The sequence below is a fragment of the Flavobacterium cauense R2A-7 genome, assembly GCF_000498475.1.
Lineage (GTDB): Bacteria > Bacteroidota > Bacteroidia > Flavobacteriales > Flavobacteriaceae > Flavobacterium > Flavobacterium cauense.
This window is the reverse complement of record NZ_AVBI01000014.1, coordinates 91,138-107,357: the sequence shown is the minus strand read 5'-3', so window position 1 is coordinate 107,357 and position 16,220 is coordinate 91,138. Positions and strand designations below refer to the sequence as shown.

At 37.8% G+C, this 16,220-nt stretch carries 16 protein-coding genes; 10 read left to right on the top strand and 6 right to left on the bottom strand.

Features of this window, described 5'->3' with window-relative positions; all coding sequences use genetic code 11:
* Positions 1-3: 3 nt before the first annotated feature.
* The 9 genes from FCR2A7T_RS06595 to FCR2A7T_RS06555 all read left to right on the top strand — a co-directional run bounded on the left by FCR2A7T_RS06595 (position 4) and on the right by FCR2A7T_RS06555 (position 12,118).
* A complete protein-coding gene (locus FCR2A7T_RS06595) occupies positions 4-477 on the top strand; it encodes a GNAT family N-acetyltransferase (protein WP_023570503.1) in 474 nt (157 codons plus the stop codon).
* Positions 478-546: 69 nt separating this feature from the next.
* Positions 547-1,800 carry an aspartate kinase gene (locus FCR2A7T_RS06590; RefSeq protein ID WP_023570502.1) on the top strand — a complete coding sequence of 418 codons (1,254 nt, stop codon included), beginning with the start codon at positions 547-549 and terminating at the stop codon, positions 1,798-1,800.
* A 6-nt stretch (positions 1,801-1,806) separates the two neighbouring features.
* A complete protein-coding gene (gene chrA, locus FCR2A7T_RS06585; protein WP_023570501.1) occupies positions 1,807-2,907 on the top strand; it encodes a chromate efflux transporter in 1,101 nt (366 codons plus the stop codon).
* 59 nt (positions 2,908-2,966) lie between these two features.
* A complete protein-coding gene (locus FCR2A7T_RS06580; protein ID WP_023570500.1) occupies positions 2,967-6,371 on the top strand; it encodes a hypothetical protein in 3,405 nt (1,134 codons plus the stop codon).
* A 60-nt stretch (positions 6,372-6,431) separates the two neighbouring features.
* Complete coding sequence (locus tag FCR2A7T_RS06575) at positions 6,432-6,929, top strand: hypothetical protein (protein WP_035117674.1); 498 nt, start codon at positions 6,432-6,434, stop codon at positions 6,927-6,929.
* Positions 6,930-7,059: 130 nt separating this feature from the next.
* Positions 7,060-7,731 (top strand): TetR/AcrR family transcriptional regulator, encoded by a 672-nt coding sequence (locus FCR2A7T_RS06570; protein WP_023570498.1) that lies wholly within the window; start codon positions 7,060-7,062, stop codon positions 7,729-7,731.
* Entirely contained in the window at positions 7,728-9,380 is a 1,653-nt protein-coding gene (locus FCR2A7T_RS06565; protein WP_035117672.1) for a peptidase domain-containing ABC transporter, read from the top strand. The genes FCR2A7T_RS06570 and FCR2A7T_RS06565 overlap by 4 nt, the downstream gene beginning before the upstream one ends.
* Before the next feature lie 3 nt (positions 9,381-9,383).
* Entirely contained in the window at positions 9,384-10,730 is a 1,347-nt protein-coding gene (locus FCR2A7T_RS06560; protein WP_023570496.1) for an HlyD family secretion protein, read from the top strand.
* The gene (locus FCR2A7T_RS06555; protein ID WP_035117670.1) at positions 10,730-12,118 is read left to right on the top strand and encodes a TolC family protein; all 1,389 of its coding nucleotides are present in this window, start codon (positions 10,730-10,732) and stop codon (positions 12,116-12,118) included. The genes FCR2A7T_RS06560 and FCR2A7T_RS06555 overlap by 1 nt, the downstream gene beginning before the upstream one ends.
* A 209-nt stretch (positions 12,119-12,327) precedes the next feature.
* On the opposite strand, the gene FCR2A7T_RS06550 is transcribed toward FCR2A7T_RS06555, so the two are convergent.
* Genes FCR2A7T_RS06550 through FCR2A7T_RS06540 form a run of 3 tightly spaced genes read right to left on the bottom strand, consistent with a single transcriptional unit; the run spans position 12,328 to position 14,281 of the window.
* Positions 12,328-12,717, bottom strand: coding sequence for a hypothetical protein (locus tag FCR2A7T_RS06550; protein ID WP_023570494.1), 390 nt, complete (start codon positions 12,715-12,717; stop codon positions 12,328-12,330).
* Positions 12,718-12,768: 51 nt separating this feature from the next.
* The gene (locus FCR2A7T_RS06545) at positions 12,769-13,623 is read right to left on the bottom strand and encodes a hypothetical protein (protein ID WP_023570493.1); all 855 of its coding nucleotides are present in this window, start codon (positions 13,621-13,623) and stop codon (positions 12,769-12,771) included.
* A 10-nt stretch (positions 13,624-13,633) separates the two neighbouring features.
* Positions 13,634-14,281 (bottom strand): tetratricopeptide repeat protein, encoded by a 648-nt coding sequence (locus tag FCR2A7T_RS06540; protein WP_023570492.1) that lies wholly within the window; start codon positions 14,279-14,281, stop codon positions 13,634-13,636.
* A gap of 123 nt (positions 14,282-14,404) precedes the next feature.
* Between FCR2A7T_RS06540 and FCR2A7T_RS06535 the strand changes: the two genes are divergently transcribed.
* The gene (locus FCR2A7T_RS06535; RefSeq protein ID WP_240471461.1) at positions 14,405-14,593 is read left to right on the top strand and encodes a helix-turn-helix domain-containing protein; all 189 of its coding nucleotides are present in this window, start codon (positions 14,405-14,407) and stop codon (positions 14,591-14,593) included.
* Here the strand turns inward: FCR2A7T_RS06535 and FCR2A7T_RS06530 are convergent.
* The 3 genes from FCR2A7T_RS06530 to FCR2A7T_RS06520 form a co-directional block, all read right to left on the bottom strand.
* The gene (locus tag FCR2A7T_RS06530) at positions 14,590-15,174 is read right to left on the bottom strand and encodes a hypothetical protein (protein WP_023570490.1); all 585 of its coding nucleotides are present in this window, start codon (positions 15,172-15,174) and stop codon (positions 14,590-14,592) included. The genes FCR2A7T_RS06535 and FCR2A7T_RS06530 overlap by 4 nt on opposite strands.
* Before the next feature lie 121 nt (positions 15,175-15,295).
* Positions 15,296-15,736 (bottom strand): JAB domain-containing protein, encoded by a 441-nt coding sequence (locus FCR2A7T_RS06525; RefSeq protein WP_023570489.1) that lies wholly within the window; start codon positions 15,734-15,736, stop codon positions 15,296-15,298.
* 76 nt (positions 15,737-15,812) lie between these two features.
* On the bottom strand, positions 15,813-16,217 hold the full coding sequence (locus FCR2A7T_RS06520) for a hypothetical protein (protein ID WP_023570488.1): 405 nt from the start codon (positions 16,215-16,217) through the stop codon (positions 15,813-15,815).
* Between the last annotated feature and the right edge of the window lie 3 nt (positions 16,218-16,220).

Below are 16,220 nucleotides of genomic sequence, written 5' to 3'. Positions count from 1 at the left end.
CGCATGATCATCAGAAAAGGAACTATAGAAGACATGCCCGCCGTACTCGATTTGATTCGGGAACTGGCCATTTTTGAAAAAGAACCGGATGCCGTTGTTGTAACCGTTGCCGATTTGGAACGCGATGGTTTTGGTGACAACCCGTTATTTCATACGTTCATCGCTGAAACCGACAACCAAATTGTAGGTATGGCACTATACTATTACCGTTATTCGACCTGGAAAGGCAAAACCATTCATCTGGAAGATTTAATCGTAAAAGAAAAAATGCGCGGTACCGGATTAGGGTTGGCTTTGTACACCGAAATAATGAAACAGGGCCAAGCCGACGGGGTGCGACGCATCGAATGGAATGTATTGGACTGGAACCAAAATGCCATCGATTTCTATGAAAAATCAGGCGCCAAGGTTTTAGACGACTGGAGAGTGGTTCAGATGACCGAAGACGGCATCATCACTTTTTTAAACAATAACTAACTATATCAACAACTAATAAATCGCTGATTTCGAGTTAATACTGATTTCGGAATTGGAATAGTAAACAACATGAGAATTTTCAAATTTGGAGGTGCATCGGTAAAAGATGCCGACGGAATCAAAAACGTGTACAGCGTTTTGCAGCAAGTAGGTTACGAAGATGTTTTACTGGTAGTTTCGGCTATGGGTAAAACCACGAACGCTTTGGAAGTCGTAATCAAAAACTACTTTGACAAGTCTAATGAACTGAATGCTTCGATTCAAGAGGTAAAAAAGTACCACAACCAAATTTTACTGGATTTGTTTGACGACGAAAAAAACGATGTTTTCACAGCCGTAAACAAGCATTTCACTGATTTGGAATACTTCTTACATTCCAACAAATCCCCAAATTACAATTTCGTGTACGACCAGATCGTGAGCTTCGGAGAGATTATTTCCACTACGATTCTGAGTCATTATTTCAATCATGTCGGACTAAAAAACAACTGGCTGGACGTTCGTAACCTAATCAAAACCGACAACACCTATCGTGATGCAATTGTCGATTGGGAAACCACACAGAAAACCATTTCCAAAAACGTAAAAAAGAAAGTCTTAAACATCACTCAGGGATTCTTAGGTGCCGATGAAAACAACTTCACTACAACTTTAGGACGTGAAGGTTCCGATTACACCGCGGCCATTTTCGCTTATTGTTTGAATGCGGAAAGTGTAACCATCTGGAAAGACGTTCCCGGCGTTTTAAATGCCGATCCGCGTTATTTCGAAAACACCACGTTGTTGAATCAGATTTCTTATCGTGAGGCGATTGAATTAGCCTTTTACGGCGCCTCGGTAATTCACCCGAAAACCTTACAACCCTTGCAAAGCAAAGAAATTCCGTTGTATGTAAAATCGTTTATCAATCCGCTTTTGCCTGGAACGAGTATTTCAAAAGGCGCGCATCTGGAACCGCAAACCTCGTGTTTTATCGTAAAGAAAAACCAATTGTTGCTTTCGCTTTCGTCCATCGATTTTTCGTTTATCATGGAAGAAAACATCAGTGAGATTTTCGCGTTGTTTCACAAATACAAAATCAAAGTGAGTCTGATTCAGAATTCGGCCATCAGTTTTTCGGTGTGTATTGAAGACAAATTTGGGAATTTCAACGAACTGAATAAAATCTTGGCCAAGAAATTCAAAATCACTTACAACGAAAACGTTTCCTTATACACGATTCGCCATTTTACCGACAAAGCCATCAAAATGGTGGAAAAAGACAAAACGGTTTTGGTAAAACAAATGAGCCGCGAAACGATGCAAATTGTAACCAAAGAATAAAGCTATATGCAGCAGGGCACGCTTACAGCCATCGGAAAACTGTTCCTGAAACTCGGACTGATTGCTTTCGGCGGACCGGCTGCTCACATCGCCATGATGCGTGATGAAGTCGTTCGAAAACACAACTGGATGTCCGACAGCCATTTCCTCGATTTAGTAGGCGCCACCAATTTGATTCCCGGCCCGAACAGCACCGAATTGGCCATTCACCTCGGAAAAGAAAAAGGCGGCTGGAAAGGATTGCTTGTGGCAGGCTTGTGCTTCATCCTTCCGGCGGTGTTCATTACGCTTTTTTTTGCCTGGCTGTACAAAGCCTACGGTACTTTACCCGAAATTCAGCCTTTTATTTACGGTATCAAACCTGCGATTATTGCGATTATCCTTTCGGCCGTATATCCGTTGGCGAAATCTTCCCTGAAATCGAACTTGTTAATCGGCATCGGAATACTTGCTTTGATCGTTTCATTTTTTGGCGTAAATGAAGTCATTGTCCTTTTCGGATGCGGATTGTTAGCTTTAGCAATACACTATTTCCAAAATTCCAAAACCGAAATCAAAAGCCTTTCCCCGATGGGATTTTTGACGGTGACCAACACCAAACTCTTTTTCATCTTTTTGAAAATCGGAAGCATCTTATACGGCAGTGGTTACGTTTTGTTCGCTTTTCTCGATTCGGAATTGGTGCAAACCGGCATTTTACCGCGTCAGACGTTAATCGATGCCATTGCGGTGGGACAATTTACGCCCGGACCGGTTTTTTCATCGGTAACCTTTATCGGGTATCAGATTAATGGCGGGATTGGCGTTTTGGTTGCTACTATTGGTATCTTTTTGCCTTCGTTTGTTTTTGTGGCGATGTTGAATCCATTGGTTCGAAAAATGCGGAGTTCAAAACTTTTGGCTTCTTTTTTAGATGCGGTGAATGTGGCTTCCGTCGCCTTAATCATCGTGGTCTGTTTTACGATGGGAAAAGATTCCGTAACCGAATGGAAAACAGTTTTGATTGCTGTTTTGAGCCTGATTATCACTTTTGGCTTCCGAAAAATCAACAGCGTTTGGGTGGTTTTGGGCGGTTCGCTTTTGGGCTACCTACTTTCGTTACTGTAATCTGAAAACAATTTCTCGATTAATTACACTACTTTTGGTATTTCCGAGTTATAGTAGTTATGTTGAAACGGGCGTATGTACTCCTTTTTTTCTTTTGTCTTTCTGTCGCTACAGCACAGGAAACGAAAACGCCGTATCAATCCAAAAAAATTAGGGTTTCCGAAAATCCGGTGACCATTGACAGCGTAAGCATCAACAAGGAATTTTTAAAACTTTTGGACCAATCGGGCAACGAAATCGACACTGTTTTTTACAAAGTCGATTTTCAGAAAGGAACACTGGTATTTAAAAACAACTTTCAGTCTTCCGATACGCTAACTGTCCGTTACCTCAAATTCCCCGAATACCTTACCAAAAAATACAGCATTTACGACAAAAGTCGGGTGGTAAACAACGAAGCCGGCCAGCAATTGTATCAGATTTCCCGAGAACCGATTTCTATTTTCAAACCTTTTGACGGACTGAGTACTTCGGGAAGCATTACCCGTGGCGTGACCGTGGGCAACAATCAGAATACGGTGGTAAATTCGAATCTGGATTTACAGATTACCGGAAAAATTTCGGAGAAAGTCAGCTTGAGGGCTTCATTACAGGACAGCAACATACCGCTTCAGGAAGGCGGTTATTCGCAAAAACTGGACGAATTTGATCAGATTTTTGTCGAATTGTATTCCGACAAATGGGCGATTCGTGCCGGAGATTTGTTTCTGGAAAACCGCCAGTCGCGCTTTCTGAATTTCAACAAAAAAGTGCAAGGCTTGTCGACGCATTTCACCTTTGGCAAACCCGAAAGTAAAACCGATGTTTTTGCCGCCGGCGCCATTGTTCGCGGTCAATACGCCCGAAGCACCTTTACCGGACAGGAAGGCAATCAGGGGCCGTACAAATTGAAAGGTCCTAACGGCGAACTGTATGTGTTGGTCATTTCCGGATCCGAACGGGTGTTTGTTAACGGAATTCTGCTGGAACGCGGGGAAAACAATGATTATGTGATTGATTACAATGCCGGAGAAATCCGGTTTACGTCTTTGTTTCCGATTACTTCCGAAATGCGAATTAATATCGAATACCAATATTCCGATCGGAGTTATACCCGATTTGTAACCTATGGCGGTGTGACGCACGAACGCGAACAATGGAGTATCGGCGGATTTATTTATTCCGAAAACGATGTCAAAAACCAACCGTTACAGCAAAATCTTTCACCCGAACAGGCACAGATTTTAGCACAGGCCGGCGACAATCCGGATTTGATGACCGCGCCTTCCGCGTACGAAGATGGTTATTCTGAAAATAAGATTTTGTATAAAAAAGTACTGATTGGTGCTATTGAAGTCTTTGAATATTCCAACAACCCTACCGATGTTTTATATAACGTAAAATTTTCCTTAGTGGGCAACAATTTGGGGAATTACAAATTAAAAAGCAATCAGGCAATAGGTCGGATTTACGAATACATCGCACCTGTGGCTGGTGTTCCGCAGGGAAATTACGAGCCTATTACGCGCTTGGTTCCGCCTACGAAAATTCAGATTGCGACCGTTTTGGGAAAATACAATCCGGGTGAGAAAACGAATGTCGATTTTGAAGTAGGCATCAGCAATAACGACAAAAACTTATTTTCTTCGGCAGACGATAACGACAACAAAGGCATTGCCGGAAAAATCAATGCAAAACAACGTTTGTATACCGGAAAGTGGAACGTGGATGCCTTTGCCAATTATCAGTTGGTCCAAAAAGAATTCAAAACCATCGAAAGGTTGTTTACCATTGAATTCAACCGTGATTGGAATTTGACGAATCCATTAGGCGACCAGAGTTTGCTGATTTCCGGTGTAAATTTCACCTTACCCAACAAAGGATTTGCCAAATATCAATTAGAGAAACTCGATTTTTCGGAAAGTTTCTCGGGAACACGACATGTGGTGGACGGTTTTTTCAAATTCAACCGATGGACGTTTTCCAACAACAGCAGCGCTTTAAAAAGTGATGGAACCTTAGCCGATTCGCGTTTCATCCGAAGTCAGACCCGAACAAAATACCATTTTAAAAAGAATTGGATTGGCGGCAGTTTCCGAATGGAAGACAACGAAGAGAAAATCAAAGCTACTAATCAGTTTTCGGCTTTGAGTCAGCGTTACAAAGAAATTGGCGCCTTTATCGGTCGTGGCGACAGCACGAAAGTCTTTACCGAAATCGGCTATCTGCAACGCACCAACGACAGTTTAGTTGGTGGATTGGTCAAGAAAGTCAACACTTCACATTCCTATTATCTGAAATCGAAACTATTGCAAACCGACAAAAGTGATTTGTCACTGTTTGTGAATTACCGCAACCTAAAATTCGAAGATCCGAACCAATCCGACGAACCGTCGCTGAATTCCCGTTTGTTGTACAACGATCGTTTTTTCAACCAACTGATTCAACTCACAACCGCTTACGAAACCAGTTCCGGAAAGATTGCGCAACAGGAATTCACCTATCTGGAAGTTGAACCCGGACAGGGAATTTACATGTGGAACGATTACAACAACAATGGCATTCAGGAATTGCAGGAATTTGAAGTGGCGCCGTTTCCGGATCAGGCGAAGTACGTTCGGGTGTTTTTACCGAATCAGATTTTTGTAAAAACGCATCAGAATAAATTTTCGCAATCGGTAACCCTGAACCCGTTGCAATGGCAGAATGAAACCGGTTTCAGAAAATTATTGTCTTATTTCTACAATCAGACTTCTTTTATGATGGACCGTAAAATCCTGCGACAAGGCGACAATTTCGATTTGAATCCGTTTTCCGGAAGCGATACCGATTTGCTGGGACTCAACGCAAGCTTTCGCAACAGTTTGTTTTACAACCGCGGAAAACAACGTCATTCGACCACTTACACGTATTTGACGAATCATGCTAAAAACCTGCTTTCGGCCGGTTCGCAGGAAAACAAAACCGATTCGCATCAGCTTCAATATGCCCATTTGGTGCAGAAACTCTGGTTGTTCGGATTCAACGGAAAAACCATTTCGAACACGCTGACTTCCGAAAACTATCCGAGTAAAAATTTTGATTTGAAAGGTTATCAATTGGCACCGAAAATCTCCTATTTGTTTTCTCAAAACGCGAGTTGGGATATATTTTACGAATTTCAGAAGAAAGAAAACCAAATCAATGCGATGGAAACCTTACATCAGCAACGATTGGGAACCTCTTTCAATTATTCCTCCGAAAAGAAATTTACCCTGAACGGCGAGTTTTCATTTTACAAAAACAAATTTATCGGAAATCCGTTATCGGCAGTTGCTTTTCAGATGCTGGAAGGACTTCAGGCGGGTGAAAATATGACCTGGCGTTTGCTTTTACAGAAAAACTTAACCCAATATCTTGATGTTAATGTGAATTATCAGGGCAGAAAAAGTGAAACCAGTCAAACGATTCACACCGGAAGCATCCAGTTAAGAGCCTATTTTTAATTGTACTAATCTGACATTTTTTTCATACATTTATACTGATAATCAATAATTTGCTAAATCATGAAAAAATTAATTTTGCTATGTTTGAGCATAGCGTTATCAATGGGTGCCTTTGCCCAGGAAACTACCGTTAAGAAAACCACCAAAAAAGTAAAAGCCAAAACGGAAAAAGCGGCTGAAAAAACGGAAGCTGCTGTGGAAAAAGCGGAAGCTGCTGTGGAAAAAGCAGCTAAAAAGACTAAAGAAAAATCAAAAGAAGTAGCCGATAAAACCAAGAAGGAAGTAAAAAAAGTAAAAGAAAATTCAGCTTCTGAAAAAGGAGAAACAAAATCGACAGCCGGAAAAACAAAAGCAGCGGCAAACAAAGCAGATGCTAAAATTAAAGACGAAAGCAAAAAAAACGTAAAAAAAGTAAAAGAAACACCGAGCAACGAAAAAGCACCTAAAGTGGCAGATAAAGTTACCGGAGAATACAACGGTAAAAAAGTTTACACGGGGCCGAGAGGCGGAAGATATTACATCAATTCCAACGGAAACAAGACCTATATTCAGGATTAATTCCATATTAAACAAACATAAAGAGGTTGACTTACGCATTTGTAAGTCAACCTCTTTTGTTTTAAATAAAAGTTAAACTTTCAAAATGTGATAGTAATACTATTAACTTTGAATTGTTAAATATCAAATCATGCAAAACTTACTTTCAAATTTAAAAATAACCCTCAACGAAAAACTGTATGTAAAAGACCCTGAAACATCAGAGTTAGGTCGTAATATTTTAAAAAACAGCATTCTGTTGATGAATGAAATTGGGTTCGAGGCCTTTACTTTTAAAAAATTGGGCGAAAAAATACAATCCAACGAAAGTTCCATTTATCGTTATTTTGAGAACAAACACAAACTTTTGGTTTATCTGACTTCATGGTATTGGTCGTGGATGGAATATCGAATGGTACTTGCAACAACAAACATATCCAATCCCGTGGAGAAGTTGGAGAAGGCAATTAAGCTGGTGACCGAAAATGTAGCAGACGATCAAACCACTCCGCATATTAATGAAGAAATCCTGAGTCGCATTATCGTGGAAGAGTTCGCTAAAACCCTAATGACCAAAGAAGTGGACACCGAAAACAAGGAAGGTTTCTTCTTGGTTTACAAAAGGGTAATCAACAGAATCATAGCGATTATTCAAGAAGTCAATCCGGAATATCCTTTTGCCAAAAGTTTGGCTTCCAGTATTGTGGAAGGTGCCTTACACCAACATTTTTTAAAGAATCATTTAAAAACGATTACCAATTTGTCGGAAAAAGAATGTGCAACTGATTTCTATACCGATATGGTTAAAAAAATATTACTATGACACCGTTAGAACGATTTAGAAACCTCATTTTAATCGACAAACAGGATATTTACCAGATTTTCCTGTATTCGATTATTGCTGGGCTCATCAGTTTATCACTTCCGCTGGGAATTCAATCCATCATTAATTTTATCCAGGCGGGAAAAGTAAGTACTTCGTGGATTGTTTTAGTATTGGTGGTTATCATTGGCGTTGCCTTTGTCGGGGTATTAAAAATAATGCAATTCCGAATCACCGAAAATCTACAACAAAAGATTTTCGTTCGCTCTTCCTTTGAATTTGCTTACCGCTTCCCTAAAATAAAATTTAGTGAATTGCACAATCAATATCCGCCGGAATTAGCCAATCGTTTTTTTGATACCTTAACCGTTCAGAAAGGATTTTCTAAATTATTATTGGACATATCCGGGGCGGCATTGCAGATCTTTTTTGGAATAGCCTTACTTTCTTTGTACCATTCTTTCTTTATCTTCTTCGGTATAGTTTTGCTTTTGCTGTTGTATCTGATTTTCAAAATCAACTTTAATCTAGGTTTACAAACCAGCTTAAAAGAATCAAAATACAAGTATAAAATTGCCCATTGGCTACAGGAAATTGCCCGAAATCATTTAAGTTTTAAAAGCAATTCCATTTTTAATTTCTCGTTGCACAAAAATGACAAACTGGTTAACGAATACTTAAAACAAAGGGAAAACCATTTTCAGGTTTTATTGAAGCAATTCATTCAACTGACCGGTTTTAAAATCATTATAACTGCCGGATTATTAATCATTGGGGGCTTATTGGTGATTAACCAGCAGATGAATATCGGACAATTTGTGGCTGCTGAAATCATCATTCTTAGCATTATTACCGCCGTTGAAAAATTGTTTTCGGGGCTGGAATTATTTTATGATGTGCTGACTTCCTTAGAAAAATTAGGCTCCGTAGTGGATATGGAACTGGAAGAAGACATTCGCAATTCCAACTATTTAGTAGATGAGAATAAAATTACCATTGAAACCGAAAACGTGGCATTCCAGTATCCGAAATCGGACAAAGAAGTTCTCAAAAATATCAGTTTATCCATTCAGCCCAAACAGCACACCCTGATTTTAGGGGAAAACGGATCGGGGAAAACCACCCTGTTGCGTTTGCTGGCCCGATTGATTGAACCAACTTCCGGAAATATTTTCATCAATAATACCAATTACAAAAAATATTCTTCCGATGAATACCGTTCAAAAATCGGCATTATTACAGCCCATGAAATGCCTTTTGAAGGTACCATTCTAGAAAACATTACCTGCAATAATCCTGAAATAAAGATGGATACGGTTTTTGAGTTAATCGAAAAACTGAAACTTACCGAAGCCATTAAGGCGCTTCCAAAAGGTTTGGACACACAAATCTCATCGGAAGGCAAACAAATTAATTCGTCGACGATTCAAAAAATCGTGTTGGCCCGTTGTATAATTAATCAACCGAAACTGTTGTTTTTAGAAAATCCGCTGGACAAAACCGACGAAGAAAGCGGCAAAGAAATTATTGATTTCCTGAGTGACGAAAAACATCCTTGGACACTGGTTGTTATCAGCAAAAACACGCATTGGAAACAAATTTGCAAACAAACGATTCTTTTGGAAAAAGGAGAACTTAAAGCTATTTAAATCATGCTCAATATCACAAAAAACAGAATTGACCAATTCGTAAAAATTGATGAATTTAAATCGACTGCCATTTTAAAAGAACAAAAGTACTACAAGGTAATCCGTAAAATTATCTGGGCTTTTGTGGTGCTTGTTGTGCTCTTTCTTTTCCTTCCTTGGACACAAAACATTCAGGGAACCGGAAATGTTACTACTTTAAAACCGAACCAACGACCGCAAACCATACAAACGGTCATCGCCGGCCGAATCGAAAAATGGTACATCAACGAAGGAGATTTTGTCAAAAAAGGCGATACTATTTTATTTATTTCGGAAATCAAAGAAGACTATCTGGATCCTAATTTGGTTGAAAACACCGGAAATCAGGTTAAAGCCAAAGAAAATGCCGTGCAGTCCTATGCCGATAAAGTAAATGCCCTGGAAAATCAGATGAGTGCGATTCAGAACGAGAAAAACCTGAAATTAAAGCAAGCGCAAAACAAATTAAGACAAGCGTATCTGAAAGTACAAAGTGACAGTGTCGATTTTGAAGCCACCAAAACCCAACTGAAAATCGCAAAAACACAATTCAACCGTTCGGTAAACTTAAACAAAGAAGGGCTGAAACCCATGACCGATGTAGAGGAAAAAAGAATGAAATTGCAGGAAACGGAAGCGAAAATCATCACTCAGGAAAACAAATACATTGCCAGTAAAAATGAGGTTTTAAACGCCACAATGGAGCTGAACCGGATCAATGCGGAATATGCTGAAAAAAACGCAAAAGCCAGCAGTGACAAACAAACCGCCCTGAGTTCGCAATTTGACACCGAAGCTCAGGTGAACAAACTGAAAAACCAATACAAAAATTACCAAATCAGAAACGGGATGTACTACATTACCGCACCGCAAGACGGGTATGTCAATCGAGCGTTACAATCCGGAATTGGTGAAACGATTAAAGAAGGCACTCCGATTGTCAGCATTATGCCGGCGCGTTTTGAGATTGCCGTTGAAACCTACATAGAACCGGTGGATTTCCCATTGATTAACCAAGGAGAGAAAGTACGCGTTTGGTTTGACGGCTGGCCCACAATTGTATTTAGCGGTTGGCCCGATGTTTCATTCGGAACGTTTGGTGGTGTCATTGTCGCTAAAGAAAATTTCATCAGTCCGAACGGCAAATACCGCATCCTGATTGCCCCCGATCCAAAAGATAAAAAATGGCCGGAGCAATTGAGCATTGGTGCCGGAACCCAAACACTGGCACTTCTAAGCAATGTGCCGATTTGGTTTGAAATTTGGCGTACCTTAAACGGTTTCCCTCCTAATTTTTATCAGGCAAAAGCAACCGAAAACACTAAAAAGTAATGAAAACGAAACTGTTATATGTAATTCTTTTCCTTTGCTGCAGTATAAAAGTACTCGGCCAAAACAACGCGGCCGAATTCAGCTTCAATGAGTTTTTGGGGTATGTCAAAAAATACCATCCTTTGGTAAAACAAGCCGATTTAAAACTGAATGAAGCTCAGGCTAATTTAATGCAGGCTCGCGGTGCTTTCGATCCGAAAATTGAAGTCGATTTCAAAGAAAAGGAATTCAAAGGCAAGGAATATTATTCATTGCTCAACAGCAGTTTCAAAATTCCCACCTGGTATGGCATTGAACTAAAAGCCGGATTCGACAATGCAGAAGGCATGTATGTGAATCCGGAAAACACCTTACCCAATAGCGGTCTGACATCGTTTGGGGTTTCGGTGCCCGTTGGTCAGGGATTGCTCATCAATCAGCGCATGGCCGATATCCGAAAAGCAAAAATTGCCCGCAGTTTAAACACCGCAGAGCGAAATCTTCAGGTTGTCGAAGTTATTTATGACGCAGCGGTGAGTTATATGCACTGGAAAAGAAGTTTTGACGAGGTGCAACTCTATGAAACCTATCTGAAAAATGCTTTACGACGCTACGAAGGGGTTTCGAAATTAATAGAAGAGGGTGACAAACCGTCCATTGACAGTGTGGAAGCCGGAATTGCGGTAAAAACAAGACGATTACATCTCGAAGAAGCCAAACTAAAACTAACCAAGGCCAAATTGGAGTTGTCGAATTATGTTTGGTTGGAAAACAACATTCCGCTGGAGCTAAATGACAATTTACAACCCGAAAGCCTTCTTTCTAAAACTCTTAAAGAAACCCTGCGGATAAACGAACTCAACCCTATTTCCTTGGACAATCATCCGAAAATCAAAGCTCTGGATGCAAAAATTGCAGTATTAAAAGTAGAGCGAAAACAAAAAGCCAATTCTCTCTTACCCAAACTGGATTTGAGTTACCATTATTTATCCGAACCCAGCTATATCGATACTTATCGTTTTGAAGATTATAAAATCGGACTCAACTTTTCGTTTCCGGTGTTTTTAAGAAAAGAAAGAGCCGGCGTTAAATTGGCCGACCTTAAAATTCAGGACTCGGAATTTGGTTTGCAGTTCGAACGAAAAAATCTGGAAAATAAATTCAAATCACAACAACAGGAAATCATCTCCTTAGAAAAACAGCGCGATTACAATACTAACCTGGTAAAAGACTACAACACGCTTTTAAATGCAGAAGATCGCCTGTTTGAAATGGGAGAAAGTTCCCTGTTCATCATCAACTCGAGGGAAAATGCACTGATTGGTTCTCAAATCAATGAAATCATTTTAGAAAACCGATACTTGAATGCCCTACTGGGATTATACAAAACCGTTGCAAATCCGGAATAAAACAAAATCACCGTACAAAATCGTACACCCTAAAAAACAAAAACCGCAGCTTAAAAAAGTTGCGGTTTTTTTTGTGGAGAAGATGGGGCTCGAACCCACGACCTCTTGACTGCCAGTCAAAGTAAGTATGTTAACTTATTTTAACAAATGCTTATAAATAAAGGGATTTCAAAGATTTCACTTTTCACTTGTTAACTTTTATTATCACTTTAAATTAAGAATGTTTGACCTATGTTTGACCCAATTATTAAATCCAACCCAGACAATACTAAGCTTTTTTTACAACTGTAAACAGTATAAGTCATATTATCATATAAAAAACATTTGAAGAAAATATTCCTTCTTGTTTTCTTGACTTCACTATTTGCAATTTCATCATCTTTTGATGCACTTTTTAAAGTGATAATTAAACTAAGAATATCACAATTATAGAATAGAAAAATCCCTTCTACTTTAACATCTTTTTCAAGATATTTATAAACTTGAAAATTTAAACCAAGATAACAGTCTATCTCCCCTAACCACTCAACATTAAATTCATTAAGATAGTACTGTTCTCCAATCTTGAACTTTTCAAGAACTTGCAGCTTCTTTTTCATAGAATAAAAAAACCACCTCAAAAAGGTGGTTTGAAATTATAATTAAAGATATTAATGCCACGAACTATTAACTGTTAATTGCTCTGTACTTGTGTTGAATAGTAAATTAATCTCATAACAAATATCAGCACAATTAACTAACCATGCATTAGGGTTAGTATCAATTAGCACATCTTGAGTTTGATTCCCTGTAACTTTTAAATGCAAACTATCAAATCCCTCACCAAGACCTGAATTTAAATTACTTGGATTGTAGTCTGTAAGTTTGAGTTTAATACCAATTACATTACCTGTTAAATCCCTACTTACTGTTAAAGCTTGTTCAATGTTGCTTTGTGCATTTTGGGTTGCAACAACATTACCATCCTGCAAAAATTCAAATGTTACTTTTGATGTATTACCAGTTGCATCACACCAATCTGTTTGATAGTTTCCAGTTAGTTCAATCTTGTAGCTTGTATCTACTATTGTACTACCTTCTCTTTCATAAATAACGAAATCTGTTGTGTTTCCAACTTCAAAGAGTTTTATCTTATCAGGATTAATGAATGTAATGTTGTCCTTTTGAATAACAGTTACTGTTTGAGGAAATGTGCGTGTAAGTAATCCATTTACTAAAGTCCATGTTCCATCTTCTTCATAATATTCTGAACATGAAGAATAACTTCTGTAGTTAATATTTCTATCAGAGGTAAAAATATGAGTATTTAAACATTGACTGTTTACTGCTGAAACAGTTTCTGTTCCATTTGAATTGACATGACCATAGGCAACATATTTCCAAGTCCCTAATAATGCCTGTTCTTCTACACTAAGGTTTGAATTACTACTTTCATCATTTGAACTACAGCCATTAAGCATAATTAATGTAAACAGTAGAAAAATTGTCTTGAATAAGTTTCTCATAATATTAATTTTAATTACAGTATTTCTGAATAAGTTGATACGCCTCTTGATAGCCCAATTCTCCTGCTTTACTTAAATCCATACAGCCTTCATTTTTATTTCCCGAATTTAATCTATAGAATCCTCTGACATAATAAGCTATTCCTTCATAGGGTTTATATTTGATTGCTTCTTCAGCATCTTGCATAGCTCCTTGACTATCATCCAGTTTTAATTTGCACAAAGCTCTATATGCATATGCTTCAGCATTCAAGTCTTTTAATACATCCCCAAACACATCACTTTTAAGAGTTTTTTGATGGTCTTTGACAACAACATCGAAATCCAATATAGCTCCCCTATAATCTTGCAGGTTCATCTTTAAGATTCCACGTGTTTTGTATGCATTTATATTATTCTTATTGATTTGAATTGCTTTTGCTAAATCAGTCATTGCTTTTGAAATATCATTTATTCCCATATAAGCATTTCCTCTTAATTCATAAGATTCTGAGTCTTTTGGATTTTTAGCAATTGACAATGTAAATTGACTTATCGCTTCTTTATAGTTTCCTTCAATAAGGAATCTGAGACCTTTTGTATGATTTTCATCTTTTTGTTGAGAATACATATTGAAAGCATATAATAGAAGTAAGAGTAAATAGATACTTTTTTTCATAATAATAGATTGATTTATAGTTATCTCACATGATAACCAACTAAGCAAAAATAACACAAATTTTGAGTTGTCATAAACAACAACTAAAAATTGCTAAAATTCGACAATACAGTTCACAAAAAAGTGGGCAAACGCATCAAGGAAATAAGGACAGAAAAGAATCTGTCCCAACAAGACTTGGCTGCTAAATGCAACTATGAGAAAAGTAATATGTCAAGAATTGAAGCTGGAAGAGTAAATCTAACTTTAACTACTTTAGATAAGGTTAGTAAAGGACTTGAAGTTGAACTTATGGAATTATTCAGATTCTAAAAAGGTATTTCATCTTTATCAATCCCCTCATTTAAAGAATTCAGGTTTTCTTTTTGCTGGTAAAAGCCATCCTCATGGTCAGCAATGTTCGAGAATGAAAAGACTACATCATTAATCAAGAAAATATTCAGATTATCAGTATTGATATATCCATCTTCAATTGCATAGCCAATAAATGTTCTATACTTTTTGTGTTCCCATTCCCTTTTAATGTTTTTGATAGCTTCTCTGTCATATTCAGTATAACAGATACGTTTCTTATTGCAGAATCCTAATTGCAAATCACATTTACAGGCAACTTTTGAAACTGATTCGTTTTCAGGCGCTAATAGATATAGATTGTAATAAGCTTTAACAAAGGGATTGTTCTGTAATACTTCCCAATCCCAATTATCTTTAAACTTCTCCAAAATCTCTGAATCCCAATTAATGTTGTGATTGTCTGAGAGTAGCTTGAAATCAATATTCTTCTCGTAGTCTGTTATATCATCAATTGTAAAAGGATATTCCAAGAAGAGTATTCTCTTGAAATATGCCTGTTGGTACTCAATGGGATAGTCATTAAACTTTTTAGGAATCATAAAGAGTTATCTTGTGTGATAAAATTAAGAAATCGCTATTAATAATAATATGAACATTTCACAAGTTTTAAAATGAATAGCAATTTGGCTGTATTAGACCAGGAGAACAAATACATATAAGTTAACAAATCCCATTATCTGCGAAACTGTAATATCCATTTTTTGTTACAATTATGTGGTCAAGTAGCTTCACTTCTAAAAACTCTGATGCACTTTTGATTTTCTTAGTTATCTCTTTATCTGTAGAACTTGGTTCAAGTTTACCACTTGGATGATTATGGCTGATGATAATTGAAGTTGCATTGCATTTCAAAGCCACTGCAAAGAGTAGTTTAACATCTACGACAGTTGCTCCACCTCCACCTCTTGACATGTTGTAAATTCCTAAAACATTGTTAGCTCTATTTAAGAGAAGCACCTTAAATTCTTCCTGTAGTTCCATTGTACCAGCAGTCCAAGAAGCTTGTAATAGTTCATAAGCAGCATGACTGCTTGTAATTATTGGTTTTACCCTACTATTTGTATTGTAACTAACCTGTATTTCTGCAAGTGTATTTTCCATGATATAAAAAAGTTCTGAACAATCATTCATTTTTACATGAACAATTATTCAGAACATTACTGATTAAACAATTGAATTAGTGTTGAAGTACTCCATTTGATGAGAAGCTGTTTCTCAATGGAATATTACCTACTAATTCCTCAACTGTAAATTCTGATTTTTCAACTGCTGGAGTTGCTGCTTCAACTTCATCAACATATTCAAATCTGTGATGAAGTGTGATTACTTCGCCAGTGTCTTTAATGACATACTCATAAGGTTCACAAGCTACTTTTGCAATTGTTCCCGGCATTTCAGTTCCAATTAAAGCCTTACAAGCAACTTCATCAAATGTTGATGAAATAGTAGCCTTATTGGCTGTTGCATAGAATTTGCCAGTTTCTTTGGATTTAACCATTGTTATCCCTGACTGGATTTCGAGAACAAAAAACTCCTTACTGTTCTCTGACATTCTTTTTTGATAGTTTACAATTCTTACCATACT

Excerpts from the sequence above, each read along its gene's own strand:
- FCR2A7T_RS06595 (WP_023570503.1), top strand. The coding sequence starts at position 4 with ATGATCATCAGAAAAGGAACTATAGAAGACATGCCCGCCGTACTCGAT.
- FCR2A7T_RS06590 (WP_023570502.1), top strand. The coding sequence starts at position 547 with ATGAGAATTTTCAAATTTGGAGGTGCATCGGTAAAAGATGCCGACGGA.
- chrA (WP_023570501.1), top strand. The coding sequence starts at position 1,807 with ATGCAGCAGGGCACGCTTACAGCCATCGGAAAACTGTTCCTGAAACTC.
- FCR2A7T_RS06580 (WP_023570500.1), top strand. The coding sequence starts at position 2,967 with ATGTTGAAACGGGCGTATGTACTCCTTTTTTTCTTTTGTCTTTCTGTC.
- FCR2A7T_RS06575 (WP_035117674.1), top strand. The coding sequence starts at position 6,432 with ATGAAAAAATTAATTTTGCTATGTTTGAGCATAGCGTTATCAATGGGT.
- FCR2A7T_RS06570 (WP_023570498.1), top strand. The coding sequence starts at position 7,060 with ATGCAAAACTTACTTTCAAATTTAAAAATAACCCTCAACGAAAAACTG.
- FCR2A7T_RS06565 (WP_035117672.1), top strand. The coding sequence starts at position 7,728 with ATGACACCGTTAGAACGATTTAGAAACCTCATTTTAATCGACAAACAG.
- FCR2A7T_RS06560 (WP_023570496.1), top strand. The coding sequence starts at position 9,384 with ATGCTCAATATCACAAAAAACAGAATTGACCAATTCGTAAAAATTGAT.
- FCR2A7T_RS06555 (WP_035117670.1), top strand. The coding sequence starts at position 10,730 with ATGAAAACGAAACTGTTATATGTAATTCTTTTCCTTTGCTGCAGTATA.
- FCR2A7T_RS06550 (WP_023570494.1), bottom strand. The coding sequence starts at position 12,717 with ATGAAAAAGAAGCTGCAAGTTCTTGAAAAGTTCAAGATTGGAGAACAG.
- FCR2A7T_RS06545 (WP_023570493.1), bottom strand. The coding sequence starts at position 13,623 with ATGAGAAACTTATTCAAGACAATTTTTCTACTGTTTACATTAATTATG.
- FCR2A7T_RS06540 (WP_023570492.1), bottom strand. The coding sequence starts at position 14,281 with ATGAAAAAAAGTATCTATTTACTCTTACTTCTATTATATGCTTTCAAT.
- FCR2A7T_RS06530 (WP_023570490.1), bottom strand. The coding sequence starts at position 15,174 with ATGATTCCTAAAAAGTTTAATGACTATCCCATTGAGTACCAACAGGCA.
- FCR2A7T_RS06525 (WP_023570489.1), bottom strand. The coding sequence starts at position 15,736 with ATGGAAAATACACTTGCAGAAATACAGGTTAGTTACAATACAAATAGT.
- FCR2A7T_RS06520 (WP_023570488.1), bottom strand. The coding sequence starts at position 16,217 with ATGGTAAGAATTGTAAACTATCAAAAAAGAATGTCAGAGAACAGTAAG.